Origin of the sequence: Bosea sp. 124, from assembly GCF_003046175.1 — a bacterium.
Taxonomy (GTDB): Bacteria; Pseudomonadota; Alphaproteobacteria; order Rhizobiales; family Beijerinckiaceae; genus Allobosea.
The window spans coordinates 289,626-316,259 of the sequence record NZ_PZZM01000001.1 but is presented as its reverse complement, the minus strand read 5'-3'; the positions used below and the strand labels follow the sequence as shown (position 1 = coordinate 316,259).

Here is a 26,634-nt window from a genome sequence, read left to right as displayed (position 1 = left end):
GTCGAGGATCGTGATGGCGGCCTGTGCGATGGCGCTTGGCGGCGGCGTCGCGCCGGCGGCGGCTCAGACCGCAGACCAGCTCATCGGTCGTTGGGGGCTGGCCTCCTATTTCCGCGAGGCCGATGCCGCCCAGGTCAGGGATGCGGCGCGCCCTACATCATCGCCAGAGGCCCGTCGGGCGGCGTCATGCTGCACAGTCCGGATGCGACGAAGACCACGGAACACGTCGTCAAACCCGCTATGATCGGCAGAAGCCATGTCGGCCCGGCGGGCGAGGGCGGTGACTCTAAGGATCGCGAGATCCTCTCCTTCGATGGAAACACGCTCGTCCTGCGCTGGGTCGATGCCAGCGTCGCGAACCGTTACGGAACCATGGTGTTCGTGCGCTGCCGCCGCTGAGGAGCGGGCCCGCCGCAACGCTTCCTTCACCTTGTCCTTTTCCGCTCCACTAAGGTTAATTCGTTGAATTGGCCCGGTAACCGGCGTCTCCGGCCCGGAAGAGTCAACGATTCACCATTCCTTTTAAAGCGCGCCGCAAGGCTTCTCGCAGTCGATGTCGAGAGAGTTGCGTCATGCGTCCAGTCCTCTTCGTTCCGCTGCTTGTCCTGTCGGGAGCCGCTGCCGTTCCCGGCTCGGCGCTGGCCCAGCCCTATGGCCGTCCCGCGCAGGTCGACCCCATGACGACCGCCTCGGCGGGGCGGGGCAATTACGGCGGTGGCTTCATCGAGATGCTGATGACTGGCCGCGATCCGACGCCGCCGGGGCGGGGCGGGGCGGTCTACAACCGGCCGGGCGGCTATTCCGCCTATGGTCAAGGCGTCAGGCCGCAGGCCGGCTACGAGATGGATCCCTTCGAGCAGGCGGCGGGACAGCGGACTCCGGGCAGGCGCGTCGCGGCGCTGGGCCAGCCGATCGAGATGGAGCGCCCGATCGAGCGCGTCATCGATCCGCGCTTCCACAAGCAGGAGGTCGCCTATGACGGTCCGCACAAGCCGGGCACGATCATCATCGACACGCCCCAGCGCTTCCTCTTCCTCGTCCAGCCCGGCGGCCGGGCCTTGCGCTATGGCATTGGTGTCGGCCGTCCCGGCTTCTCCTGGGCCGGCATGAAGAGCGTCAGCCGCAAGGCGGAATGGCCGACCTGGACGCCGCCGCCCGAAATGCTCAAGCGCCGGCCCGACCTGCCGCGCTTCATGCCGGGCGGCCCGGAAAACCCGATGGGCGCGCGCGCCATGTATCTCGGCTCCTCGCTCTACCGCATCCATGGCACCAACGAGCCGCACACCATCGGCCAGGCGGTATCATCCGGCTGCATCCGCATGACCAATGATGACGTCACGGACCTCTATGAGCGCGTGCGTGTCGGCGCCAGGGTGCTGGTGATCTGATCACGCGCTCCCGCGCGACGCCCATGAAAAAACCCGCCCGGTGCGAACCGGGCGGGTTTCTCGTGATGTCGGGTCCTTGTGGCGGCTCTGGCCCGGTGTCGTGGCAAGGGCGTGCGCCTCAGGCCCAGTCCTCGTCCCCGCCGTCGAACAGGCTCGAGCCGTCGTCATAGCCGTTATCGACAGGCTCCTCATGGGCTGCCTGCTGATAATTGGCCGGGTCGGACGATCCGTCGTTGTAGCTGGCCTGATCGGTGTTCGCAGAGGTCCCCGGGCTCGCGGAGGCATCCTGCGCCTGATGGCTGGCGCCCGCCTCGGCCGGCTTGGCCTCGGCGGCCTTCGCCGCCCCGCCGCCGAAGGCATTGCTCAGCACGCTGCCGAGCATCATGCCACCCGCGACGCCGGCAGCCGTCGTCAGCGCGGTCGCCATGAAGCCGCCGCGCCCGGGAGCCTGCTGCTGCGCCGCTGCGTTCGACCACGGGCCAGGTTGCATGCCGGGGCCAGGTTGCATGCCGGGGCCGGGCTGTCCGGCCGGAGCCGCCGCCATCGCGCCGGGCTGCTGCCCGGACCATGCCGGGGAGGGCGCGTCCTGCGAGCGCGGCGGAACGGACGGCACCGAGCGCGGCCTCGCTGCCGGCTGTGCCCCGCCGAAGATCCCGGAGAGGAAGCCGCCGGCCTGGGCGGGCGCCTCGGCGGGCCGGTTCTGCAGCTCGCGCAGTTGCGTCTGCAACTCCTCGACCTGTGCCTGCAGGTTGGTCAGCGCGTTCTCCTGGACATAGACAGCCTGCGCCATGGCATAGGGCGCGTAGGGCTGCTCGCGCAGGCGCTCCGCGATGTAGCTTTCAGCCTCGGGGTCGCGGGGCTGGTTGGCCGCCTGCTTCAGGCGGTCGAAAATCCCGGCGATCACGTCGCGTTCTTGCGGCGTCATCGTCATCTCCTCTCATGTCGGGCGGCGCGGATGCGCCGCCGCTCAAGAGGTGGTGCCTGCATGTGACGGTATCAAGGCGCCCGCGGGTGCCTCTGACGCAGCGTCAGATCGCGGCCTCAGGCATTGCCGACATTGCTGTAGCTGAAGCCGCGCCGGCGCATGTCGTCCGAGCGGTAGATGTTGCGCAGGTCGACGACGATGGGTGTGCGCAGGCTTGTCTTGACCCGGTCGAGGTCGAGCGCGCGGAAGGCGTCCCATTCCGTCACGATCACCAGCGCATCGGCGCCCTCGATGCAGGAATAGGGGTCGGCCGCGAAGCTGACGCCGCTGAGCAGGGCCTTGGCGGGCCCCATGCTCTCGGGATCATAGGCGACGATCTCGGCGCCGCCATCCTGCAGCGCCGCGATGATCGCGAGCGAAGGCGCTTCGCGCATGTCGTCGGTGTTCGGCTTGAAGGCGAGGCCAAGCACGGCGATGCGCTTGCCGCGCACACTGCCGTCGCAGGCCGCGATCACCTTGCGCGCCATGGCGCGCTTGCGCTGGTCGTTGACCGCAACGACGGTCTCGACGATGCGCAGCGGGCTCGCGAGATCCTGCGCCGTCTTCATCAGCGCCAGCGTGTCCTTGGGAAAGCAGGAGCCGCCGAAGCCGGGGCCCGCATGCAGGAACTTGGCTCCGATGCGGTTGTCGAGGCCGATGCCGCGCGCCACCTCCTGGACATTGGCGCCGACTGCCTCGCAAAGATCGGCCATCTCGTTGATGAAGGTGATCTTCATCGCGAGAAAGGCATTGGCTGCGTATTTGATCAGCTCGGAGGTCCGTCGCTGCGTGAACAGCAGCGGCGCCGCGTTCAGGTAGAGCGGCCGGTAAAGGTCTTCCATGACACGACGGGCGCGCTCGTCATCCGTCCCGACGACGATGCGGTCGGGGCGCTTGAAATCGCTGATCGCGGCGCCTTCACGCAGGAATTCCGGGTTGGAAACGACGGCGAAATCCGCGTCCGGCCGCGTCTCGCGCATGATGCGCTCGACCTCGTCGCCGGTGCCGACCGGAACGGTCGATTTGGTGACGATGACGGTGAAGCCATCGATCTCGGCGACGACGTCGCGCGCTGCCTGATAGACATAGGACAGGTCTGCATGGCCGTCGCCGCGTCGCGTCGGTGTCCCGACCGCGATGAAGACGGCATCGGCCCCGCGGACCGGGCCGGCAAGCTCCGTGGTGAAGGTCAGGCGACCTTCGCGGACGTTCTTGGCGACGAGATCGGCGAGGCCAGGCTCGAAGATCGGAATCTCGCCGCGATTCAGGGCATCGATCTTGGACGCGTCGGTGTCGACGCAGGTCACGACATGGCCGAAATCGGCGAAGCAGGCACCCGACACCAGGCCGACATAGCCTGAACCGATCATCGTCACGCGCATGGACTTGCCTTTCCCGCCGGCACGAACCCGCCACGCGCGGCAGCGGCAAAGGACGGGCGGGTGCGTCCGGCGCTACCGACTACACCAGATTGCCGCGCCTGAACAACCGAGCCCGCCACACCACAGCGTTGTGGGGCCTGCGGTTGTCAGGCGCATGACGTCTTCTGGCGTGGTGTCAGATGCTGTCGTCGGGGGTGAACTCGTCGAAGCTCTCGCCGGGCTCCGGCGTGAGCAACTGCCGGCGGTTCAGAACCACGACCGTGGTGCCGGTGGGGACGCGGCTGTGCAGGTCGATGATGTCTTGGTTGAACATCCGGATACAGCCGCTGGAGACGGACTTGCCGATCGACCACGGCTCCGACGTGCCATGAATACGGTAGAGCGTGTCGCGGTCGCCCTGGTAGAGGTAGAGCGCGCGGGCGCCGAGCGGATTGTCGAGCCCGGCCTGCATGCCGCCGGCCCAGGGACCGTTCTTCTCGGGATCGCGGGCGACCATGGCCGCCGTCGGCGTCCAGCGCGGCCAGGCGGCCTTGCGGGCGACGGTGGCGCGGCCGCGCCAGGACATGCCCTGCTTGCCGACGCCGATGCCGTAGCGGACCGCGCGGCCGTTCTCGCGCACCAGGTAGAGATAGCGGTTGTCCGTATCGACGACGATGGTGCCGGGCTGCTCGCGCGTCGGATAGGCGACTTCCTGCCTGAGGAAGCGCGGGTCGACCTCGCTCAGATCGGTCGCCGGCAGGGGGAACTGCTCGTTCGGCTGCTCGCCATACATCGCCAGATACTCGGCGCTGACATGGGCGCCGGGCGTATACGCCACCTCGAAGGGTTGTGGCGGCTGGGCGCCGACGCAGGCCGCCAGAAGCAGCGGCATCAGCAGCGCCACCACGCGCTTCAGCGGGCGGTCGAGCAGGGAAACGGCGGGCGTGGCGACGGACATGGAGTTTGACTCTGCTGAATCGATCTTGCGGAAACGGGGTATCAACTGCCGAAATGGCTTGGCGTTCCAACGAGAACGCATGACGACCGTTCAAGGGGCACGAGATGGCCGCGGGGTGAACGCGATGTGGCGAGAATGTGGCGGATGGTGACTGTGACCGATTGGCAACGGTGATGCCGGCGGGCATGCGGCATCCGGTCGTGACGCGCCGGTCGGGGTCTTACTGGCGCGCGGTTCGGGCGGGGTACAATCGGGGCCGTCAAAGTAAACACAATCTCAAGTCTTTGCGCGCATTGTTGATATATTGCCGAACCCACGTGAGTTCGGAGATCTGCCGAAGCGAGGCGCGCACGTGACGAAGCTCTTTTCCACCATGTCCATCAGGACGATGCTCGCAGGCCTGATCGGCCTCATGGGGGTTGCCGTTGCCGCGCTCAGCGGCCAGCAGATCTGGACCTCGTATTGGCAGCACGACGCTGCCGGGAAGGCTGCCAGTCTTGCCGGTCTGAACAGGGATTTGTTCGATGCGCTGGTGGCGGCGCGCTATGAGCGGGCGTCGCTGCAGACGGCCGTGATCCAGCCGCCCGAATCCAATCAGGCCTCGATCAAGACCTATATGGAGCGCCGCAAGGAAGTCGACGCGGCGATGGCGGAGGCGCAGCCCGAGATCGACAAGGCGCCGCAGGCCTTCGTCCAGACCGCGGCCGGTGCGTTGCGCGGCGCCTATGGGGATTATCGCAAGCTGCGCGAACAGGTCGACGCCGAGGCTAAGCTCGCGCCGGCCGGCCGCACCAAGGATATGTCGACCAAGGTCTTCGCCGTCGGCGAGGCCTATCTGCAATCGCTCGAAAAGGCCTCGGCCGCGGTCGAATCGGAGATCCGCGCGGCCAGCCCGCCACTGTCGGAATTCGTCATCATCCGCTCGCTGGCCTGGTCCGTCCGGGCCGTGACCGGGACGAGCGGCGCCATGATGAGTGCGATCCTGGCCCAGAAGCGCCCCTTCGACGCGACCGAAACCCGCGCCATCATTCTCGCCGAAGGGCGCAGCACCTTCGCCTGGGATTCGCTGCGCGCGATTGCGGACACGCCGCAGGCAGCCCCGGAGATCAAGGCGGCGATCAGCAAGGCGAACAGCAGCTATTTCACCGGCCCCTTCCGCGAGATGAAGGACGGCATGATCCAGAAATTGACGACGGGCTCGACCGTCGACATGAGCACGGAGGCGTGGCGCGAGAAGGTCGTGCCGGTGCTCGACACGGTCGGCGATGTCGCCAGCGTCGCGATCACCGTGCTGAACAACCGCGCCTCGGCCGATGCACGGGCCGCCTCGTGGACGCTGATTCAGTATTCGATCCTCTTCGTCGCCGCGCTCATCCTGACGGCTGTCGGCTACAGTCAGGTGCGCTCGCGCGTCACCGGGCCGATCGGGCAGATGACGCTGGTCATGAAGGCGATGGCGGCCGGGGATCTCTCCGCCGCCGTGCCCTATGGCGAGCGGCAAGACGAGATCGGCGCGATGGCCGGTGCGCTGACCGTGTTCAAGGAGAACGGCGAGCGTGTGCGCGCGCTTGAGGAGCAGGAGCGGACTGCCGCGGCGGCGCGCCTGGCGCGGGCGCAGTCGATGGAGGCTGTGGTCTCGGATGTCGGCGAGGTCGTGGCAGCGGCTGCGGCCGGCGACTTCTCGGCCAGGCTCCAGATCGACCAGGCCGACGAGCAGATGCAGAAGCTCGTCGCCGGCATCAACGAGATCAACGCGGTTGTTGATTCGGCGACGAGCGAGTTCGCGCGGACGCTGTCGGCCGTGGCGGGCGGCGACCTGACGGTGCGGGTCGATGCGGCCTATCGCGGCAAGTTCGCCGAACTCAAGGGCGCGATCAACGAGACGGTGGACCGCCTGTCCTCGACGGTGCGCACGATCCAGGTGACCTCGGCCGATGTCGGGCTGGCGGCGCGCGAGATCAACATGGGCGCCGACGATCTGTCGAAGCGCACCGAGGAGCAGGCCTCCTCGCTGGAGGAGACCGCCGCCACCACCGAGGAGCTCGCAGCCTCGGTCAAGGCCTCGGCCCAGGCCTCGCGGGATGCCGCCGCGATCGCCAATGATGCGATGCAGGCGGCCCAGTCGGGTGGCGCCATCGCCGGCCAGGCGGTCGACGCCATGGCCCGCATCGAGACCGCCTCGCAGAAGATCTCCGACATCATCCGGGTGATCGACGACATCGCCTTCCAGACCAATCTGCTGGCGCTGAACGCCGCCGTCGAGGCAGCCCGGGCCGGCGATGCCGGCAAGGGCTTCGCCGTCGTCGCCTCGGAGGTGCGCACCCTGGCGCAGCGCTCCAGCGCCGCCGCCAAGGACATCTCCGGCCTGATCTCGTCGTCCAACATGGAGGTCGGCGAGGGCGTCAAGCTGGTGCGCCAGGCCGGCGACCAGCTCAGCCAGATCCTCAGCCACTCGCAGAAGGTCGCCGCCACCATCGCCGACATCTCGGCCGCCTCCGGCGAACAGGCCAACGGCATCGACGAGATGAGCCAGGCCGTCGCCCATCTCGACGAGATGACCCAGCAGAACGCAGCCCTCGCCGAACAGAGCGCCGCATCCGCCGGCTCGCTCTCGGGACGCATCGGACAGCTCAACGACCTCGTCGCAGCCTTCAGGACAGGGCCGGAGGAGGCGCCCCGGGCACGGGCTCCGGCGCCACCGGCAGCAGCCCCCGCCGCCTCCGAGCCGGAACGCCTGCGCAAGCTCGCCGAGGCCGCCTTCGTGCAGCCGAAGGCCCAGCCGGCCAGGGTCAGGTCCGCCGCGCCGGCGCCCACCCCCCCGGCCCGCAAGGTCGCCAACAGCCGCGCCAGCGACGCCGGATGGGAAGAGTTCTGACCAAGCCGCAGCAGGCCGTGCCTCAGGCGGCGCGGCCTGCTGCGATCATGATGCTGGCCATCTCGTCATAGAGCGAGAGCCAGGCGCGTTCGAGTTCGGGTGTGAAGGCGGGTCCAAGCGAGGTCCGCAGCGTCCAGATCAGTGCCTTCCCGACATCGTCGAAGTGGCGCTCCTGCACACCATAGCCGTGATGGTTGCGTCCGAGCTTGCCCAGCAGCGCCCCGAACCCCTTCGGATCACGCAGGGTCGCGATGGCGACGGTCAGGGTCTCCATGAGCTTGGTGCGCTGGGCGGCGCTGTCGCCTTTGAACATCGGCCTCACCTCCGGCGCGATCTTGAACAGGCGCGCATAGAAGATCTCGGCGGTCTCGTTCTTGCGGCGATGGAGATGCGCAAAGCTCTCCCTGACCAGCGCGATGTCCTCGTCCGTCATGATCGTCCCCGGTGGCGACCCGTGCGAGCCAGACATGCGAGCCAGAGATGCGCGCCCGTCACTCGCCCCGGGCATTTCCGTGGTTGCGAACATAGCACGCAGAGGAGCCGTCCGGGGAGGGCCATCCGGAGCGGGCCTGCGGCGCGCTTTTGTCCTGACCTGCCGCCGCAGCCAAGTCCGGCCATCGACAGGGGCATGTCGGCCCGACTAAGAAACAGGCCCCGCTCGCGATGGCGGCTTGCATCTTGCCTGTGCGCTCGACCCCGATGCGCCGGCCTCCATGGAGATGACGGATGAGCAGCAATCTGAGGATCGACGGCGCCCGGCTGGTGTCGCGGCTCGCGGCGCTCTCCACCATCGGTGCGACGCCGGAAGGCGGCTGCCGCCGTCTCGCGCTCAGCGATGAGGACCGGCAGGGCCGCGACTGGCTTGTCGCCGAGATGAAGGCGCTCGGCCTCGATGTGAAGGTCGACGCGATCGGCAACATCGTCGGCATCCTGAAGGGCAGGGAGGAGGGGCCCGCCGTCGTCATGGGTTCCCATATCGACACCGTCGGCACCGGTGGCCGTTTCGACGGTGCGCTGGGCGTGATCGCCGGTGTCGAGGTGCTGGCGACGCTGCGCGATGCCGGACTGACGCCGAAGCGGGACATGGCGGTCATCGCCTTCACCAACGAGGAGGGCGCGCGCTTCCATCCCGACATGCTCGGCTCCTATGTCTGGGCCGGCGGCATGAGCGTCGCGGCCGCCCATGCCGAGCTGGATGCCGATGGTGCGGTGCTCGGCACGGAGCTGAAGCGGATCGGTTATGAGGGGCCCGAACGGCCGGGCTTCCTGCCCGCCCATGCCTATCTCGAACTGCATATCGAACAGGGGCCGGTGCTCGAGAGCGAGGGCGGCGGGCTCGGCGCCGTCACCGGCATCCAGGGCATCTGCTGGCTGGAGCTGACGCTCAAGGGCCGGCCGAGCCATGCCGGCACGACGCCGATGATCTATCGCAAGGATCCGGGCCTCGCTGCGGCGCGGATCAACATCTTCGCCAACGAGCTGACGAAAACGATCCCGGGGCAACTCGCCAATTGCGGCGTCATCCGCGTCCAGCCGGCCAACGTCAACGTCGTTCCCGAGACGGTCGTCATGACGCTCGACCTGCGCAATCCGCTCGATGCGCCGCTGGCGACGACGGAGGCCGCGATCCGGACCTTCTGCGCCGAACTCTCGGACCGCGAGGGCATCGAGATCACCTTCAGGGACCTCGCCCGCTTCCCGGCGACGCCCTTTGCGGAGGAACTGATCGCCGGGGTGGAGCAGAGCGCCGCCGAACTCGGCCTGCCGATCCGCCGCATGATCTCCGGTGCCGGCCACGATGCCCAGATGATGTCGCGGCTGTGCCCCACCGCGATGGTCTTCATTCCCTCGATCGGCGGGCTCTCGCACAACCCGGCCGAATTGAGCACCGACGCGGACATGGCCGCCGGCGCGAATGTGCTGCTGAGCGCGGCATGGCGCGCTGCCAATGCGCAGTGACGGCGAGATGTTTCCGAACGACGCAGACAGGATAGGCCCATGACGACAATCGCATCGCTTTCGGCCGCGGAACTCGGCCCGCTCTTCGCCAGCCGCAAGCTGTCGCCGGTCGAGGTCGCGCAGGACGCACTCGAGCGGATCGAGCGCTTCGAGCCGCAGATCAACGCCTTCGTCATGCGCGACGAGGCGGTCACCCTCGCCATGGCGGAGGCCTCGCAGGCGCGCTGGCTGAAGGGCGAGCCACTCGGCCCGCTCGACGGTGTGCCCGTCACCATCAAGGACAATATCGGCATCGCCGGCTGGCCGATGCGGCGCGGCTCGGCCGTGGCCGCCGAGGCTGCCTTCGCGCATGACGCACCGGCGACGGCGCGGCTGCGCGAGGCGGGAACGGTCTTCCTCGGCAAGACCACCATGCCGGAATATGGCTGGAAGGGCGTCGGCGATTCGCCTCTGTCGGGCATCACCCGCAACCCCTGGGACATCGCCACCGGCCCCGGCGGCTCCTCGGCCGGCGCGGCCTCCTGCGCCGCGCTCAATCTCGGCTGCATCCATATCGGCACCGACGGTGCCGGTTCCGTGCGCATTCCAGCCGCCTTCACCGGCGTCGTCGGCCTCAAGCCAACCTATGGTCGCGTCCCCGCCTGGCCGGTCTCGACCATGGGCTTCCTCGCTCATCTCGGGCCGCTGACTCGCACCGTCGCCGATACGGCGCTCGCCATGAACGCGATCGGCCAGCCCGACGACCGCGACATGACCGCGATGATCGACCGGCCGCCGGACTATGTCGACGGGCTCAAGGGCGGCGTGAAGGGGCTGCGCGTCGCCTGGTCGCCGCGGCTCGGCGGCAATGTGCCGGTCGATCCCGAGATCGCGGCGCTGACGGAAGCCGCCGCGATGGTCTTCCGCGATCTCGGAGCGAGCGTCGAGGAGGTCGATCCCGGCTTCGACGACCCGATCGAGACGCTGATGACGATCTGGTCGGCGGGCGCGGCGCTTGCCTTGCGGACGGCCGGCCCGGCCGAGCGGGCGCGGATGGACCCGGGCCTGGTCGCCGTCGCCGAACGGGGCGAGCGCGTCACCGGCGCGACCTATGTCGATGCGTTGCTCAACCAGCGCAATGCGCTTGCGCACAAGATGGCGCAATTTCATGCACGTTTCGATCTCTTGCTGACGCCCACCCTGCCGCTGCCTGCCTTCGCGGTCGGCGCCAACACGCCGGCTCATGGCCGCTATGGTGACGACTGGACGCGCTGGACGCCCTTCACCTATCCGTTCAACATCACGCAGGCTCCAGCGATCTCGCTGCCCTGCGGGCTGACCAGGGCTGGGCTGCCGGCGGGGTTGCAGGTGGTCGGTGCCTTTGGGCGCGATGCGCTCGTCCTGCGCGCCGCCGCAGCCTTCGAGGCCGCCCGGCCCTTCGCGCGGATCGATGTGCCGGTCGGCGTCGCCTGAAGCATCGCCCCGGAAACGCGGGATGCGGCTTTCGGGCAAAGCCGGCGCAATCTCGAGGGCCTGCGGCAGCGGCCGGATCCGGAATCGGGCCCCATGCGGCAGGTCGTCACGGCCGGGTCGCTCGCGCGGCGCCTGCGAATGAGGCAGGCGCCGCAGTTTCGCGCGACGTACCGCTGCCGCACGAAAAAGATTCTTTTTCTACCTCCGATTCTGCGGCCTCCGGCGGGTTCGGCCGGCAAAGCTGCGATCGGTTCCGTTTGGCACGAACCGTGCAAGCGGGTCGGCGCCTGCGGACGGCCGTCAGACGAGTTGTCACGGCAGAATTTTTCTGCCCAAACTCGCGCCAGGGTCGCCCGCATAGAGGTTGCCGTTTCAGGGGAGAGATCGATGGACCGCAGAACATTTCTGAAGACCGCCGCGGGGACCGGCGCGCTGGCCGCTGCCGGTGGACTGTCGATGCCGGCCCTGTCGCAGGGCGCATCCGCCAAGACCCTGCGCTTCGTGCCCCAGGCCAACCTCGCCAATTTCGACCCGATCTGGGGGACGCAATACGTCGTCCGCAACGCCGCCCTGCTCGTCTGGGACACGCTCTACGGCATCGACTCGAACTTCGAGCCGAAGCGCCAGATGGTCGGCAGCGAGGAGGTCTCCGCCGACGGTCTGACCTGGACCTTCAAGCTGCGTCCCGGCCTGAAGTTCCATGACGGCGCGCCGGTCACGTCGAAGGACGTCGTCCAGAGCCTGAAGCGCTGGCAGGCTCGCGATCCGATGGGCCTGATGATCAAGGCGATCGAGAACGAACTGGTCGCTGTCGATGACACGACCTTCAAATGGTCGCTGAAGCAGCCTTACCCCAAGATGCTGTTCGCGCTCGGCAAGAACAACTCGCCTTGCACCTTCATCATGCCGGAGCGCATCGCCAAGACCGATCCGTTCCAGCAGATCACCGAATATATCGGCTCCGGCCCGATGAAATTCGTGCGCAACGAGTGGGTTCCGGGCGCCAAGGCGGTGTTCGAGAAGTTCGCCGACTACGTTCCGCGCGATGAGCCTGCCTCCTGGCTCTCCGGCGGCAAGAAGATGCTGTTCGACCGGATCGAATGGGTCATCATGCCCGATGCCGCGACCGCCGCCGCCGCGCTTCAGAACGGCGAGGTCGACTGGTGGGAGACCGCGCTCTCCGACCTCGTGCCGATCCTCAAGAAAAACGCCAACATCAGCGTCGATATCGGCGATCCACTGGGCAATATCGGTGCCTTCCGCATGAACCACCTGCATCCGCCCTTCAACAACGTGAAGGTGCGTCAGGCGGTGATGACGGCGCTGAACCAGGAAGACTATATGCGCTCGATCGTCGGCGACGACGACAAGCTCTGGAAGGAGATGGGTGGGTTCTTCACGCCCGGCACGCCGCTCTACACGGAAGTAGGCGGCGAGATGATGAAGGCAAAGAACCTGGCCGCCGCCAAGAAGCTGCTCGCCGAGTCGGGCTACAAGGACGAGCCGGTCGTCTGCGTCGTGGCGCAGGACATGGCCGCGACCAAGTCGATGGGCGACGTCACCGCCGAACTGCTGAAGAGCATCGGCCTGAAGGTCGATTTCGTCGCGACCGACTGGGGAACGACCGGCGCCCGCCGCGCCCAGAAGACCCCGCCCGGCCAGGGCGGCTGGAACATGTTCCACACCTGGCATGCCGGCGCGGACTGCGTGAACCCGGCCTCCTACACCGCGGTGCGGGCCAATGGCGAAAAGGCCTGGTTCGGCTGGCCGGACGTGCCGGCGGTCGAGACCGAGGTGACGAACTGGTTCAACGCCAAGGATGTCGCCGAGGAAAAGGCGGTGATGGGCAGGCTCAATACGGCGGCGGTCGCAAACGTCGTCTACTGCCCGACCGGCTTCTATCTGGGCTACCAGGCGTGGCGGAAGAACATCTCCGGCGTCACCAGCGGGCCGTTCCCGGTCCTGTGGGGCGTCTCGAAGGCCTAAAGGACGTCACACTCCGAGAGGCGCTGTCTCGCCTCTCGGTCGGTCCGGGCCGCGCGCCTCTGGCGCGCGATGCCGGCTATCAACCTCGCCGCCGCGGCCGATGACGGTCGCGGCGCCGCCAGACACCGGATCGCAGCCAGACATCGGATCGAGCGACACATGGCCGGAAAGCCGCAATGCTAGCCTTCATCGTCAGACGGATCATCACGACCATTCCCGTGATGGCATTCGTCGCACTGTTCGTCTTCTCCCTGCTCTATATCGCGCCGGGCGACCCGGCCGCGGTGATCGCCGGCGACCAGGCCTCGCCTGCGGATGTCGAGAAGATCCGCGCCAGCCTGGGTCTCGACCGGCCCTATCTCGTGCGCTTCGCCGAATGGGCCTTCCGCGTGCTGCAAGGCGACCTCGGCACTTCGATCTTCACCTCGCTGCCGGTGACGCAGCTCATCGCGCAGCGCATCGAGCCGACCCTCTCCCTGATGGTGCTGACGCTGATCTTCGCGGTGACGGTCGCCGTGCCGATGGGCGTTATCGCCGCCTGGAAGGCGGGGACCTGGATCGACCGCGGCGCCATGGCCTTCGCCGTGTTCGGCTTTTCGGTGCCGGTCTTCGTCGTCGGCTACCTGCTGGCCTATGTCTTTGCGCTGCAGCTCGACTGGGTTCCGGTGCAGGGCTACACGCCGTTGTCACAGGGGCTCTGGCCCTGGTTCAAGAATTTGATCCTGCCGGCAATCACGCTCGGACTGGTCTATATCGCGCTGATCGCGCGCATTACCCGCGCCACCATGCTCGAGGTGCTGCAGCAGGACTATGTCCGCACGGCTCAGGCCAAGGGCGTCGGCCAGCGCGAGGTGCTCTTCCTGCACGCCCTCAAGAACGCTGCCGTGCCGATCGTCACGATCATCGGCATCGGCATCGCGCTCCTGATCGGCGGCGCCGTCGTCACCGAAAGCGTCTTCGCCATTCCCGGTCTTGGCCGGCTCACCGTCGATGCCATCCTGCGGCGCGACTATCCCGTCATCCAGGGCGTCGTGCTGATGTTCAGCCTCGTCTACGTCCTGGTGAACCTGATCATCGACCTGACCTACACGATCGTCGATCCGAGGATACGCTATTGACGATGCAAAGCTCCCTTCCGGCGCCGTCCGCTCTGGCCGCATCGCCCGAGCCCGGCGTCGCGCCGCTGCCGAGCCGCTGGTTCCGTTTCCGGCGCTATCTGCGCCGTCACCCCTCCGTGGCGATCGGCGGCTCCCTGCTCGCGCTGATGGCGTTGATCGGCATCTTCGCCCCGCTGCTCTGGACGGTCGATCCGACGGCGATCGCGACCTCGCGGCGCACACGCGTTCCATCGGAGCTTTACTGGTTCGGTACGGACATGCTCGGCCGCGATATCTATTCGCGTGTCATTTATGGCGCGCGGGTCTCGCTGGTCGTCGGCTTCAGCGTGGCCGTGCTCTCCTCGGTGATCGGCCTGTCCATCGGGCTTTTCGCCGGCTTCGTGCGCTGGGCCGACGGCATCGTCATGCGGATCATCGACGGCATGATGTCGATCCCGCCGATCCTGCTCGCCATCGCCCTGATGGCGTTGACGCGCGGCTCGATCCAGAACGTCATCATCGCCATCACCGTCGCGGAGATTCCGCGTGTCGCCCGCCTCGTGCGCGGCGTCGTGCTGTCGCTGCGCGAGCAGCCCTATGTCGAGGCGGCGATCGCTAACGGCGCCCGCACGCCGCGCATCATCTTCCGCCACATCCTGCCCAACACCTTCGCGCCGATGAGCGTGCAGGCGACCTATATCTGCGCCAGCGCCATGATCATCGAGGCGATCCTTTCCTTCATCGGCGCCGGCATTCCGCCGGCGACGCCCTCCTGGGGCAACATCATGGCCGAGGGACGCGCGCTCTGGCAGGTCAAGCCGCACATCATCCTGTTCCCGGCGATCTTCCTCTCGATCACCGTGCTCGCGGTGAACCTGCTCGGCGACGGCCTGCGCGACTCGCTCGACCCGCGCCTCGCCAAGGCGTTGTGACAATGAGCCTCTGAGCCGGCGAGAAACGCGCACGAGACCGCAGCCATGCCGCCGTTTGCCCATGTGGCCGATTCCGTGTTCGAAGCGATCTCGCTCAATGGCGAAGATTTGCGTTCGAGCCTCGGGGAAGGACGCCTGAAAGAGCCGCCGGCGTCGGGCCGTCGGCACGCTTCTCCCGTCGGGCAACTCCGGCGCCGTTGCAGGCGAGCTCCGGCTCGCGCTGGCCGTGCCCCGGTCCCTGCACTGCCAGGGCATTGGCCCGAAAACTGGAATGCGGCTTTCGGAGAACGCCGGTGCAGGAACAAAGAGCTAAGGCATCGGACCGAATGCGGTATCGGGTCCGATACCTTAGGCCGTGAGATCGACGACCTTGTCGCCGGACACCGCGTCGGTGACGCCGAGTTCTCCTCCGAGATCCTCAAGTGTGTCGCGGAAGCTGTTGAGCGTCGCGATCATCTCGGTGCGGGCCGCCTTCAGAGCCGTCACATCGGGCCATTCGCCGATCAGGCAATAGGCTCGCTCGCCAGTCTTGATGATGTGTCCGTTGACGAGGCCGGGCCATCGCGCCAGACCGTCGCGGTGAGCTGCCAGAAACTCCTCGTCGCGGCCCGGCTTGATGCGGAACCGCACGACATTGAACATGGTCATGGCGCGTTTCTCCCTGCCGCATGGGCGCCCGACAGCGGTTTGGAGCTGCGTTGGCGAGCAGCGCTTGGAGGCTACGACGATGCCGGGCCCGGCGCAACGTTCGCTTCCGTTGGGTCATCTTCTTCCGAAATTCGGGCCTCCACAACGGAGCAAGGGAAAGCATTGGCGTCATGACGCGTATCCTGACCATCGCCGCAGCCCAGCTCGGCCCGATCCAGCGCGATGAGAGCAGGGCCTCTGCCGTCGCCCGGATGATCGAGCTGATGCGCCAGGCCAAGAGCCATGGCTGTGACCTGATCGTCTATCCCGAAGCTGCCCTGACGGCCTTCTTCCCGCATTGGTGGATCGACGATGAGGACGAGATCGACAGCCATTTCGAGAGCGCGATGCCCGGCAACGAGACCGCGCCGCTCTTCGAGGAGGCGAAGCGCCTCGGCGTCGGTTTCCATCTCGGCTATTGCGAACTGGCCAACGAGGACGGACGCAAGCGCCGCTTCAACACCGCGATCCTGGTCGACAAGACCGGCGCGATCGTCGGGAAATACCGCAAGATCCATCTGCCGGGGCATCCCGAGCATCGCCCCGAGGCGCCGTTCCAGAACCTCGAGAAGCGCTATTTCGAGACCGGCAATCTCGGCTGGCCGGTCTGGCGGACGATGGACGCCAATATCGGCATGATGATCTGCAACGATCGGCGCTGGCCCGAGAGCTACCGTTCGATGGGGCTGCAGGATGTCGAGCTGATCGTGCTTGGCTACAACACCCCCAAGCACAACCCGCCGGCCCCCGACCATGACCGGCTCGGCAAGTTCCACAACCAGCTCGTAATGCAGGCCGGCGCCTACCAGAACGCCACCTGGGTCGTCGGCGTCGCCAAGGCGGGGCCGGAGGCCGGCGTCGACCAGATCGGCGGCTCCTGCATCATCGCCCCGACCGGCGAGGTCGTGGCACAGGCCGTGACCGAGGGTGACGAACTCGTGGTCGCCCGCTGCGACATGGACCTCGGCAAGAGCTACAAGGCCTCGACCTTCAACTTCGCCAGGCATCGCGAACCCCAGGCCTATGGCCTGATCGTCGAGCGCAAGGGCGCCGTCTCACCCGTCTGATTGGCTGCCAAGGAAGAAGCACAATGACTCACGATCTCATCCTCAAGGGCGGCCGGGTCATCGACCCCTCGCAGAAGCATGACGGCATCCTCGATGTCGCCTTTACCGATGGAAAGGTCTCGGGCTTCGGCAAGGACCTCAAGGGCGCCAAGGAAATCCGCGACGTTTCCGGCTATATCGTCACGCCCGGCCTGATCGACCTGCACACCCATGTCTATTGGGGTGGCACTTCGCTCGGCATCGATGCCGACGAGTTCTGCCGCGCGTCCGGCGTCACCACCTCTGTCGACACCGGCTCGGCCGGCCCCGGCAACTGGCCGGGCTTCCGCAAGCACGTCATCGAGAAGAGCCAGGCCCGCATCCTCGCCTATCTCCATGTTTCGCATGCCGGCATCTACGGCTTCGACCACCGCGTCATGGTCGGCGAGAGCGGCGATCTGCGCATGATGAATCCGATCGACGCCGTGGAGGTCGCCGACAAGAACCGCGATCTCATCGTCGGCATCAAGGTTCGCGTCGGCCTGCACGCCTCGGGCAATTCCGGCACCGTGCCGCTGAACATCGCTTTGCAGGTCGCCAACGAGGTCGGCATGCCGCTGATGTGCCATATCGACCATCCGCCGCCATCCTATGAGGAGGTGGTTGACATGCTGCGGCCCGGCGACGTGCTGACCCACGCCTTCCGCCCCTTCCCGAATGCACCCTGCACCGCGCAGGGCACGGTGAAGCCGGAAGTGCAGGCGGCCCGCAAGCGTGGCGTGATCTTCGACATCGGGCACGGCAAGGGTTCGTTCTCGTTCAAGACGACGCGCGCCATGCTCGCCAACGGCTTCGAGCCCGACGTGATCTCCTCGGACGTGCACAAGCTCTGCATCGACGGCCCGGCCTATGATCAGGTCACGACGATGTCGAAGTTCCTGCTGATGGGGATGAGCCTGAACAACGTCATCGCCGCCTCGACCGTGAATGCGGCGATGGCGCTGAAGCGCCCGGAATACGGCTCGCTCAGGGTCGGATCGCTCGGCGACGCGACAATCCTGACGGTGAAGGAAGGCAAGTTCGACTATGCCGACGTCACCGGCGAGCACATGACGGGCGACAAGAAGATTTTCTCCGAGGGCGTCGTGCTGAAGGGCGCCTGGTGGCACCCCAAGCGCACCAACAAGTTCAGGAAGGTCGCCGCGTAAGGCGACGGTGAAAGTGCAGCGTCGTTGTCGGGCTAAGCGGAGCGCAGACCCGAGAATCTCTCGCAGGGTATGCTCGGGACAGGCCCGAGCATGACGTTCGTCGATGACCAAGCGGCTTGGCGCCCCATGACACCCGCCGACCTGCCGGCCGTTCTCTCCGTTGCAGGCATGGTGCATCCCGCCTACCCCGAGGATGAGGCGGTTTTTGCCGAGCGCCAGCGCCTGTTTCCGGCGGGCTGCAATGTTCTGGCCTCCCCGGATGCCCTGCGCGGCTATGTCGTGAGCCATCCCTGGCGTCGCGGCGAGCCGCCGGCGCTGAACAGCTTGCTCGGCAGCATCCCGGCGCAGCCGACGAGCTTCTATATCCACGATCTCGCGCTGTTGCCGACAGCGCGGGGGACGGGAGCGGGTGGGGTGATCGTCGCGCATCTGGCCGATGTTGCGAAAGAAGCCGGCTTGCCTTGCCTCTCGCTGGTCGCGGTCGGGCAGTCGCCCGGCTTCTGGCAGCGGCAGGGCTTTCGCGTGGCGCATGACCCCGGCCTTGCCGTCAAGCTCGCGAGCTATGACGATGCCGCACGCTATATGGAGCGCGAGCTCGATCCCGACGCCGCTGGCGTCACCAAACAGAAACGATGAGGAGCCGCCAATGAGCGCCGAACAGAAACTCAAGGATCTGGGACTGAGCCTGCCCGCCGTCGCGGCGCCGATGGCGAACTATGTCCGCTTCAAGAAGGCTGGCGATCTGGTCTTCCTCTCGGGGCAGGGGCCGCGCAATCCCGACGGCTCGATCCCGGCCGGCAAGATCGGCAAGGAGTTCACCACCGAGCAGGGCTACGAATTCGCCAGGACCACCGGGCTCGGCCTGCTGGCGGCGATGAAGGAGGCAGCCGGCTCGCTCGACAAGGTCGAGGTGCTGAAGCTGCTCGGCATGGTCAATGGCGTGCCCGAATATGGCGACCAGCCCAAGGTCATCAATGGCTGCTCGGACCTGCTCGTCGCGGTGCTCGGCGAGAACGGCCGCCATGCCCGCTCGGCGGTCGGCATGGGCTCGCTGCCGGGCAATATGCCGGTCGAGATCGAAGCGATCATCAAGGTGCTGCCGTGAGCGCTCTCGCCCAGGACGCCATGAAGCATGAAACATTGAAGGCGGAGATCGCCCGCGTCTACGGCACGCCGGCCGTGGTGATCGATCTCGACAAGGTCGAGGCCAATATCGCGCGGCTTCAGGCCGTCTGCGACGCCAAGGGCGTCGCCAACCGCCCGCATATCAAGACGCACAAGTCGCCCGAGCTCGCCCGCCTCCAGATCGAGGCCGGCGCGCGCGGCATCACTTGCCAGAAGCTCGGCGAAGCCGAGGTGATGGCCGATGGCGGCATCGACGATATCCTGATCAGCTACAACATCCTGGGCGAGCAGAAGCTCGGCCGGCTCGGCCATCTCCAGCGCCGGGTCCGGATGATCGTCGCTGCCGACAACCCCGTCACCATAGCCGGCCTGCCGCAGGCGGCCGAGATCGCCGGGCGCGATCTCGAGGTCGTGGTCGAATGCGACACCGGCCGCCAGCGCGCCGGCGTCGAGACGCCGGGCGAGGCGGTCGAGCTCGCGAAGCTGATCGCGGGCTCGAAGGGGCTGCGTTTCGCGGGCTTCCTGATGTATCCGCCGGAAGACGGCTGGGAGCGCACGCAGGCCTTCCTCGACACCGCCAATGCCGGCTTGCGCGACGCCGGCCTGGAGGCCGGCATCGTCTCGACCGGCGGCTCGCCGAACATCCCCAATATCGGCAAGCTGAAAGGCGCGACCGAGCACCGCGCCGGCACCTCGATCTTCAACGACCGCATGCAGGTCGCGGCCGGGGTGGCGACGCTCGACGACTGCGCGCTCACCGTCTACGCCACGGTCGTAAGCCGGGCAGGGCCCGAGCGCGGCATCCTCGATTCCGGCTCCAAGACGCTGACGAGCGATTCGGGCGGTCTCGACGGCCATGGCTACATCCTCGAATATCCGGCGGCGAAGATCGCGAAATTCGCCGAGGAGCATGGCTTTCTCGATCTCTCGGCCAGCAATGGCCGGCCCAAGGTCGGCGAGGTCGTGCGCGTGGTGCCAAACCATGTCTGCGTTGTCGTCAACATGGTCGACCGGCTGGTGACCGTGCGCGGCGACAAGCTGGTCGGTGAACTGCCGGTCGCGGCGCGCGGCAAGCTCGTCTGACCGCTGCGATGCCACGGCGTCAGAGCCGGGCAGGCTACCAGCCTGCCCGGAGCAACGGAGTGGTTCCGTCGCGAAACGGCATGCTCTAGCCTGCGGCATCGGAGTCGCGCCGGCGGCCCGATGCATGCGAAGGGTTGGCGGTGGATTCCGAGCAGGACTTCGAAAGAAGCGAACCGATCGCCTCGGAACCATCCGGCAAGCCGGGTGGCTCCGTCGCCGCATTGGGGGCCATCGTCGCCGGCGCTCTGGTACTCCAGATCGCTGGCACGCTTCTCAATACGCTGGTGCCTCTGAGCCTCGCGCTGGCCAAGCAGAGCCCGCTTCTGATCGGCGTGGTCGGCTCCGCCTATTCTGTCGGCTTCCTCTGGGGCTGTTTCAAGCTCCCGCCCCTGATCCGGCGCATCGGCCACATCCGCGCATTTGCCGTTTTTGCGGCCCTGCAGACGATGTCGACGATCTCCATCGCGCTGTTGCCGGCGGAGTTTTGGGTCGTGCCCCGCGTGGTCATGGGCCTGGCTGCGGCGGGGCATGGCATCTGCATCGAAAGCTGGATCAGCGGGCAGGCCCATCCCAGCAAGCGCGGCCGGATTTTCGGTCTCTATCAGATCTTGAACCGCGTGGCCCTGATCGGCTCCCAACTCGCCGTCGGCTATGCGGCGATCCAGATGGAAAGCCTGCTGCTGCTTGCGGCCATGGCGTTCTCGACGGCGCTGATCCCGGTTTGCCTGACCCGGGCGCGCGGGCCGGACTCATCCGAGGCAGTCTCGCTCAAGCTGAAACTGCTTTGGACACAGGCCCCGGCAGCGGTGATCGGCTGCCTCTATGTCGGCCTGATGGGCGGTCCGTTGGTCAATGTCGCGCCGGCCTATGGCATCCTGATCGGGCTCGATCAAAGAGCGGCGATCCTGCTCACGGCTTCCGTCCAGATCGGAGCCCTGCTGCTGCAATGGCCGACGGGCCTCCTGGCCGACCGGCTCGACAGCCGCATCATCATGCTGGCGGCTGCGGGCTCCGTCGTGGCTGCGCTCGTCGCGCTCGGCATCACCCTCTACCTTGGATCGTTGCATTTGCTGTCGCTGCTCGCGCTCTTCGCGATCGTCGGAGCTGGCAGCATTCCGCTCTACACTGTCGCGGTGACCCATGCGTTCGTCCGGCTCAAGGACGAGCAGCCGGTCGGGCTGTCGGCAGGGCTGCTCTTTCTGTGGGGCGTCGGCTCGACGATCGGCCCGCTTGCAGGCTCCGCCGCCATGCAAATCATCGGCCCCCAGGGCTTGCCGATCTATTTCGCTGTCCTGTCGATCGGTCTGTGCGTGTTTCTCGCCATCCGCCTTGTCCGGAAGCCGGCGCCGGGAGCCGGCGAAGCCCGCCATGAGGCGAGGCCGATTTCCGTGCCGGGGATGGGCTCCAGGCTGACGCCGATCAAATAGCGGCGATGGTGTCGCCGCGGGAACACGGGCGGGCGCGAACCTCAGTTCTGGCTGATCTTCGAACCCTTGAGCACGAGATCGCGGCTCGATTTCGCTGTGAGCCGTCCAGCGGCGTCGAGCGTGACATCGCGCCCCTTCAGCGTGACGGTGCCGTCCTTCTTGAGGACGAGGTTGGCATCGCCGCTCTTCACCGACACGGCATCGGCGGCCTCGACCGACAGAGTCTTGCCGACCTGGATCGTCAGCTCCTTCGAGCATGCGATCGCGACCGCCTGATCGCTGGAGAGACTGAGAGCGACCGTCGCCGAGAGATGGCACTGGCGGCTGTCGAGCGCGATTTCCTGGCTGCCTGCCAGCCTGACCCGGCTGCCGGCGGTCACGGCCACGTTGCTACCGGCCGTCACGCTGAGACTGCCGCCCGCGGTGATGGCGAGGGCCCCGCCTGCGGTGATGCTCATCCCGCCGGGTGCCGTGATGGCGAGCGCGCCGGAAGGAGTGGCGGAGATCAGTGCCGTCAGCATTCCGAGCCGCGCTTCGAGCAAGGCGATCCGGCGTTCCAGCGCGTCTGTGTCGGCTGCCATGGCGCTTCCTCCTGCAGAGCCTCGCCGCGTTCTCGGGCGGCTGTGACTTTAACGTTTCGGGCGAGCGCGACGATGCCGTCGGGAACAGCGCGTCACACCTCCGGATGGCGTGCGTTCCAGGCCGCTGCGTAGTCCGTGCAGAGCCGGTCCAGTTCGTCGCGGTCGGTCACGCCGGCCGGCCGGCCCCGCGAGGGCGATGCCTGCTGGAACGGCACATAGCGCTGATGCGCGACGCGCCAGAGCCGGCGCAGTTCCGCCAGCGGGTCGGTATGGTCGTCGACCCGGATGTCGAAGCTCGGCACCGGCTCGCCGGACCAGATCCGGATCGCGGCGGATTGCTTGCCGCGCTTGTCGCCCCCGGCTTTCTCGCCGGCTTCGAGCGCGACCAGCAGCCGCTCGTCGAAATCGAGCGCCGAGGCCGCGATATAGGCCTTCAGCGTCTGCTCGATCACCTCCGGGCCGCTGAGCATGTTTCCGGCGACGGAGACCTGCGGTCCGTCCAGCGCCCCGCACCAGTCGATGCAGGAAGCGCCGGTATGGGCGGCGATCCGGCCCTCGCGGTCGATGACATGAAGCTGGCGATGCGCACGGCCCTCATCGGCCGCGATCAGCGTCGCGACGATCTCGACGGCCGAGCGCCCCTCTTGGAGCAACCGCATTCCGTCGATGCCGTAGAGCGGGTTGACGAAGGCCTGCGTCGCGATCGCGCCGATGCGCCCGCCACCATAGGGCACGCGCGAGCCGACGGCGAAGGCGCAGGTCGAGACGGCAACGCCATAGGCGCCGGTGGCGGCGTCGCGGGCGACGATGGACCAGGTCATGCAAGCGATTCCATGCGATCGATTCCTCAGCGGCCGGCGGCATAGGCCTGCATCAGACGCGGCGTCGCGGCCGCGCGCAAGAGGCCGTCCGCGCCGGTCTCGGCCGCTGTCAGGCGTCCGATGGTCCAGGCCGGGGCGCGTTCGAGCCTGTGACCGCGCGCGACGAGATCGGCCAGAACGGCATCCCCTATGCTCTCCTCCACGGCGAGATGGCCCGGATTCGCCTCGCGCGGATAGAAGGTCGAGGGGAAATGCTGGGTGTGGAACAGCGGCAGGTCGATCGCCTCCTGCAGGTTGAGGCCGTGATGGACGCGGCGCAGGAACAGCCCGAGCTGCCACTGCTCCTGCTGGTCGCCGCCCGGCGTGCCGAAGACGAGGCGCGGCTCGCCGTTCTCGAAGGCGAGCGACGGCGTCAGCGTCGTGCGCGGGCGCTTCAGGGGCGCGAGCGAGGAGGGTAGGCCCTCCTCCAGGAAGAAGGCCTGTGCGCGGGCATTCAGCGGGAAGCCGAGGGCGGGGATCACCGGCGAGGACTGGAACCAGCCGCCCGACGGGGTGGCGGCGATCATGTTGCCCCATTTGTCGATGACGTCGATATGCACGGTGTCGCCGCGCCGTCCGGCTGCGACCATCGAAGCCGTGGTCGGCTCTCCGACCGTCGCATCGCCCTTGCCGGACTGGCCGACATAGCGCACGCCGGCCATGGCGCGCGCGACCTGCTCCTCGAAGCCGGGGACCACGCCTGGCCGCAATTCCTGCGAGGCGGTATCGCCGATCAGCTTGCGGCGCTCGCGGGCATACTCCTCGGAGAGCAGCGTCTCCATCGGCACCGTCACGAAATCCGGATCGCCGTAATAGGCCTCGCGATCGGCGAAGGCGAGCTTCATCGCCTCCGCGACATGATGCACGAAGGCGGCGCTGTCGGGGCCCATCGCCGCAATGTCGAAACCTTCGAGGATTTTCAGCGTCTGCAGGAAGACGGGCCCCTGGCCCCAGGGCCCGATCTTGAAGACCTCCCAGCCATGATAGGTCACGCTTGCCGGCGTCTCGTAGCTCGGCTGCCAGCGGGCCATGTCGTCGGCCGTGAGCAGGCCCTTGTGGCGGCGGCCGGAGGAATCGATGGCCTCGGTCGTGCGGCAGAATGCATCGATCGCCTCGGCGACGAAGCCCTTGTACCAGGCGTCGTAGGCGGCCTGGATCTGCGTCTCGCGGCTGCCGCCAGCGGCCTCCGCCTCGCTGAGGATGCGCTTGTAGGTGTCGGCTGCGGCCTGGTTCCGGAACAGCGCCTTCGCCTTCGGCACCTGCCCGCCCGGCAGGTAGACCGCGCCCGAAGTCGGCCATTCCTTGGTGAACAGGTCGGTCAACCCGGCGATCGTGTCCGAGACGCGCGGCAGCATCGGGTGTCCGTTCTCGAAATAGCCGATCGCAGGTTCGAGCACCTCGCGCAGCGGCAGGCGGCCATGGTCGCGCAGCAGCGTCATCCAGCCGCCGAAGGCGCCGGGCACGACGGCCGCGAGCAGGCCGGAGCCGGGCACGAGATCCAGCCCGAGTGCCTTGAACGCGTCGATCGTCGCGGCCTGCGGCGCCGAGCCCTGGCCGCAGATGACCTCGACCTTCTTCGTTTCGGCTGAATAGAACACCGCCGGCATCTCGCCGCCGGGGCCGACGAGATGAGGCTCGACGACCTGCAGCACGAAGGCCGCGGCCGCGCAGGCGTCGAAGGCATTGCCGCCCTTCTCCAGCATGGCCATGCCCGTCGCCGTGGCGAGCCAGTGCGTCGAGGTGCAGACACCGAAGGTGCCGAGGATTTCAGGGCGGGTCGTGAACATGGATGGTCCTTGGGCTCAGTTTTCTTTTGGATCGAGGACGTCGCGCAGGCCGTCGCCGAGCAGGTTGAAGCCCAGGACGGCGAGGAAGATGCAGATGCCGGGCGCGACCGACATCCAGGGCGCCTGGTCCATGAAGTTCTTGGCGACGTTCAGCATCTGGCCCCAGGACGGCGATGGCGGCTGCTGTCCGAGTCCGAGGAAGGACAGGGCCGCCTCCAGAATGATCGCCTGCGCCATGAACAGGGTCGACTGCACGACGATCGGCGAAAGGATGTTCGGCAGAATGTGACGGACGACGATGCGCAGGTCGCGCGCGCCGACGGCCCGCGCACCCTCGACGAAATCCTCGGCCTTGACGCTCATGACCTGCGCACGCACGAGGCGCACGAAGATCGGCACCGCCGAAAGCCCGATCGCGATCATCGCATTGGTCAGCGACGGGCCGAGCACGGCCGCGAAGGCGATCGCGAGGATCAGGAAGGGGCAGGCCAGCATCGCCTCGGTGACGCGCGAGATCGCGATGTCGGTCCAGCCGCCATACCAGCCGGCGAGCAGTCCGAAGGGCACGCCGATGGCGAGCGCGATCAGGACGGAGATGATGCCTGCCAGCAGCGAGGCCTGCGCCCCGAAGAACAAACGCGAGACCTGGTCGCGCCCGAGTTCGTCCGTGCCGAACCAGTAAAGCTCCGAGGGTGGCTTGCGGATGGCGAGGAAGTTCGACTTCAACGGGTCCGCCAGCGGCAGCAGCGGCGCGAACACCGCCATCAGCACGAAGGTGAGCACGATTGCGCCGCCGATCAGTGCCGCGCGGTTGCGGGAAAGCAGCACCAGCACGCCGGGGCGCGGGCGGAAGGCCGGCTCGGCCGGCCCGGCGAGGGCGTCTGTCCCGGTCGCGGCCATTACTGCGTCCTCAGCCGCGGATTGACCAGGATGTAGAGCACGTCCGCCAGCAGGTTCATCAGGATGAAACCGATCGCGGTGCACAGCACGACGCCCTGCACCACGCCGTAGTCGCGGTTGAAGACCGCATCGACGATCAGCTTGCCGAAGCCGGGAATCGTGAAGACCTGCTCGGTCAGCACGGCGCCCGCCAGCAATTCGCCGAACAGGATCGTCGTCAGCGTGATGATCGGCACCAGTGCGTTGCGCAGCGCGTGCCGGTTCACCACGGCATCCTCGTCGAGCCCCTTGGCGCGTGCGGTGCGGACATAGTCCGAGCGCAGCACCTCCAGCATGGCCGAGCGGGTGTGGCGCATCAGGAATGCGGCGAGCCCGCTGCCCAGCACGAAGGCCGGCATGATCAGCCGCTCGATAGCCCCCTTCGGATCGCTGAAGAACGGCTCGTAGCCGGAGGCCGGCAGCCAGCGCAGTTCCACCGAAACGACCAGGATCAGCATGATGCCGAGCCAGAAATTCGGGATCGAAAGCCCCGACAGCGCCAGCGCGCTCGCGGAATAGTCGACGACAGTGTCCTTGCGCCGGGCCGCGAGGATGCCGGCCGGGATGCCGATACCGATGGCGACGATGATCGAGGCGATGGCGAGCTGCAGCGTCACCGGCAGCTTTTGCAGGATCAGCCCGAGCACAGGCTCGCCGGTGCGCAGCGAGCGTCCGAAATCGCCCTGCACGATCTGTCCGAGCCAGGCGAAGAACTGGACGACCACGGGGTCGTCCATCCGGTAGATTTCGCGCAGCCTTGCGATCACCTCGGGATCGCGCTCCTCGCCGGCGATGACGAGGAACGGATCGCCCGGCAGCGCGCGCTGCAGGGCGAACACGAACAGCGACACCAGAAACAGCGTCGGCAGCGCAATGATGGCCCGGCGGCCGATCAGGGCGAGCATGCGTAAGCGCCGCG

Annotated in this window: 24 protein-coding genes; 14 read left to right on the top strand and 10 right to left on the bottom strand. The window is 67.3% G+C overall.

The features are described 5' to 3' along the window. Positions 1 to 186 precede the first annotated feature (186 nt). Both C8D03_RS01530 and C8D03_RS01525 read left to right on the top strand, forming a co-directional pair. Complete coding sequence (locus C8D03_RS01530) at positions 187 to 399, top strand: hypothetical protein (RefSeq protein WP_108044687.1); 213 nt, start codon at positions 187 to 189, stop codon at positions 397 to 399. A 278-nt stretch (positions 400 to 677) separates the two neighbouring features. Further along, complete coding sequence (locus C8D03_RS01525; RefSeq protein ID WP_108051062.1) at positions 678 to 1,388, top strand: L,D-transpeptidase; 711 nt, start codon at positions 678 to 680, stop codon at positions 1,386 to 1,388. A gap of 118 nt (positions 1,389 to 1,506) precedes the next feature. Here the strand turns inward: C8D03_RS01525 and C8D03_RS01520 are convergent, their stop codons facing one another. The 3 genes from C8D03_RS01520 to C8D03_RS01510 form a co-directional block, all read right to left on the bottom strand. Next, positions 1,507 to 2,313, bottom strand: a complete 807-nt coding sequence (locus tag C8D03_RS01520) for a DUF2076 domain-containing protein (RefSeq protein ID WP_108051060.1) — start codon at positions 2,311 to 2,313, stop codon at positions 1,507 to 1,509. 116 nt (positions 2,314 to 2,429) lie between these two features. Then, positions 2,430 to 3,734, bottom strand: a complete 1,305-nt coding sequence (locus C8D03_RS01515) for a UDP-glucose dehydrogenase family protein (RefSeq protein WP_108044686.1) — start codon at positions 3,732 to 3,734, stop codon at positions 2,430 to 2,432. A gap of 175 nt (positions 3,735 to 3,909) precedes the next feature. Continuing rightward, complete coding sequence (locus tag C8D03_RS01510) at positions 3,910 to 4,671, bottom strand: L,D-transpeptidase (protein WP_248308310.1); 762 nt, start codon at positions 4,669 to 4,671, stop codon at positions 3,910 to 3,912. A 352-nt stretch (positions 4,672 to 5,023) separates the two neighbouring features. Between C8D03_RS01510 and C8D03_RS01505 the strand changes: the two genes are divergently transcribed. Next, on the top strand, positions 5,024 to 7,546 hold the full coding sequence (locus C8D03_RS01505; protein WP_108044685.1) for a methyl-accepting chemotaxis protein: 2,523 nt from the start codon (positions 5,024 to 5,026) through the stop codon (positions 7,544 to 7,546). A 22-nt stretch (positions 7,547 to 7,568) separates the two neighbouring features. Here C8D03_RS01505 and C8D03_RS01500 read toward each other — a convergent pair whose 3' ends face one another. Further along, a complete protein-coding gene (locus tag C8D03_RS01500; RefSeq protein ID WP_181300581.1) occupies positions 7,569 to 7,979 on the bottom strand; it encodes a globin domain-containing protein in 411 nt (136 codons plus the stop codon). Positions 7,980 to 8,272: 293 nt separating this feature from the next. On the opposite strand from C8D03_RS01500, the gene C8D03_RS01495 reads away from it, so the two are divergent. From C8D03_RS01495 to C8D03_RS01475, 5 genes are all read left to right on the top strand, one after another. Then, a complete protein-coding gene (locus C8D03_RS01495; RefSeq protein ID WP_108044683.1) occupies positions 8,273 to 9,505 on the top strand; it encodes a M20 family metallo-hydrolase in 1,233 nt (410 codons plus the stop codon). A 39-nt stretch (positions 9,506 to 9,544) separates the two neighbouring features. After that, positions 9,545 to 10,957: an amidase gene (locus C8D03_RS01490; protein WP_108044682.1), complete on the top strand. Its 1,413-nt coding sequence runs from the start codon at positions 9,545 to 9,547 to the stop codon at positions 10,955 to 10,957. Between the two features lie 387 nt (positions 10,958 to 11,344). Continuing rightward, complete coding sequence (locus C8D03_RS01485; protein ID WP_108044681.1) at positions 11,345 to 12,943, top strand: ABC transporter substrate-binding protein; 1,599 nt, start codon at positions 11,345 to 11,347, stop codon at positions 12,941 to 12,943. Positions 12,944 to 13,119: 176 nt separating this feature from the next. Beyond that, positions 13,120 to 14,061: an ABC transporter permease gene (locus C8D03_RS01480; protein ID WP_108044680.1), complete on the top strand. Its 942-nt coding sequence runs from the start codon at positions 13,120 to 13,122 to the stop codon at positions 14,059 to 14,061. Positions 14,062 to 14,063: 2 nt separating this feature from the next. After that, positions 14,064 to 14,972, top strand: a complete 909-nt coding sequence (locus tag C8D03_RS01475; protein WP_108044679.1) for an ABC transporter permease — start codon at positions 14,064 to 14,066, stop codon at positions 14,970 to 14,972. A gap of 348 nt (positions 14,973 to 15,320) precedes the next feature. Here C8D03_RS01475 and C8D03_RS01470 read toward each other — a convergent pair whose 3' ends face one another. Further along, positions 15,321 to 15,620 (bottom strand): DUF718 domain-containing protein, encoded by a 300-nt coding sequence (locus C8D03_RS01470; protein ID WP_108044678.1) that lies wholly within the window; start codon positions 15,618 to 15,620, stop codon positions 15,321 to 15,323. 170 nt (positions 15,621 to 15,790) lie between these two features. Between C8D03_RS01470 and C8D03_RS01465 the strand changes: the two genes are divergently transcribed. The 6 genes from C8D03_RS01465 to C8D03_RS01440 all read left to right on the top strand — a co-directional run bounded on the left by C8D03_RS01465 (position 15,791) and on the right by C8D03_RS01440 (position 21,548). Continuing rightward, positions 15,791 to 16,726 (top strand): N-carbamoyl-D-amino-acid hydrolase, encoded by a 936-nt coding sequence (locus C8D03_RS01465; RefSeq protein WP_108044677.1) that lies wholly within the window; start codon positions 15,791 to 15,793, stop codon positions 16,724 to 16,726. 23 nt (positions 16,727 to 16,749) lie between these two features. Continuing rightward, positions 16,750 to 17,913 (top strand): amidohydrolase/deacetylase family metallohydrolase, encoded by a 1,164-nt coding sequence (locus C8D03_RS01460; RefSeq protein ID WP_108044676.1) that lies wholly within the window; start codon positions 16,750 to 16,752, stop codon positions 17,911 to 17,913. Between the two features lie 126 nt (positions 17,914 to 18,039). Further along, positions 18,040 to 18,549, top strand: coding sequence for a GNAT family N-acetyltransferase (locus tag C8D03_RS01455; protein ID WP_108051056.1), 510 nt, complete (start codon positions 18,040 to 18,042; stop codon positions 18,547 to 18,549). 10 nt (positions 18,550 to 18,559) lie between these two features. Beyond that, positions 18,560 to 19,018: a RidA family protein gene (locus C8D03_RS01450; RefSeq protein WP_108044675.1), complete on the top strand. Its 459-nt coding sequence runs from the start codon at positions 18,560 to 18,562 to the stop codon at positions 19,016 to 19,018. A 20-nt stretch (positions 19,019 to 19,038) separates the two neighbouring features. Continuing rightward, a complete protein-coding gene (locus C8D03_RS01445; protein ID WP_108051053.1) occupies positions 19,039 to 20,121 on the top strand; it encodes a D-TA family PLP-dependent enzyme in 1,083 nt (360 codons plus the stop codon). Positions 20,122 to 20,261: 140 nt separating this feature from the next. Beyond that, positions 20,262 to 21,548, top strand: coding sequence for an MFS transporter (locus tag C8D03_RS01440; RefSeq protein ID WP_181300580.1), 1,287 nt, complete (start codon positions 20,262 to 20,264; stop codon positions 21,546 to 21,548). 41 nt (positions 21,549 to 21,589) lie between these two features. Here the strand turns inward: C8D03_RS01440 and C8D03_RS01435 are convergent, their stop codons facing one another. The 5 genes from C8D03_RS01435 to C8D03_RS01415 form a co-directional block, all read right to left on the bottom strand. Then, positions 21,590 to 22,129 carry a DUF2345 domain-containing protein gene (locus tag C8D03_RS01435; RefSeq protein ID WP_108044673.1) on the bottom strand — a complete coding sequence of 180 codons (540 nt, stop codon included), beginning with the start codon at positions 22,127 to 22,129 and terminating at the stop codon, positions 21,590 to 21,592. 92 nt (positions 22,130 to 22,221) lie between these two features. Further along, on the bottom strand, positions 22,222 to 22,950 hold the full coding sequence (locus C8D03_RS01430) for a DUF1028 domain-containing protein (protein ID WP_108044672.1): 729 nt from the start codon (positions 22,948 to 22,950) through the stop codon (positions 22,222 to 22,224). Between the two features lie 26 nt (positions 22,951 to 22,976). Further along, positions 22,977 to 24,776, bottom strand: coding sequence for a gamma-glutamyltransferase family protein (locus C8D03_RS01425; RefSeq protein WP_108044671.1), 1,800 nt, complete (start codon positions 24,774 to 24,776; stop codon positions 22,977 to 22,979). 15 nt (positions 24,777 to 24,791) lie between these two features. Then, the gene (locus C8D03_RS01420; RefSeq protein WP_108044670.1) at positions 24,792 to 25,676 is read right to left on the bottom strand and encodes an ABC transporter permease; all 885 of its coding nucleotides are present in this window, start codon (positions 25,674 to 25,676) and stop codon (positions 24,792 to 24,794) included. Then, on the bottom strand, positions 25,676 to 26,620 hold the full coding sequence (locus tag C8D03_RS01415) for an ABC transporter permease (protein ID WP_108044669.1): 945 nt from the start codon (positions 26,618 to 26,620) through the stop codon (positions 25,676 to 25,678). The genes C8D03_RS01420 and C8D03_RS01415 overlap by 1 nt, the downstream gene beginning before the upstream one ends. Positions 26,621 to 26,634 lie beyond the last annotated feature (14 nt).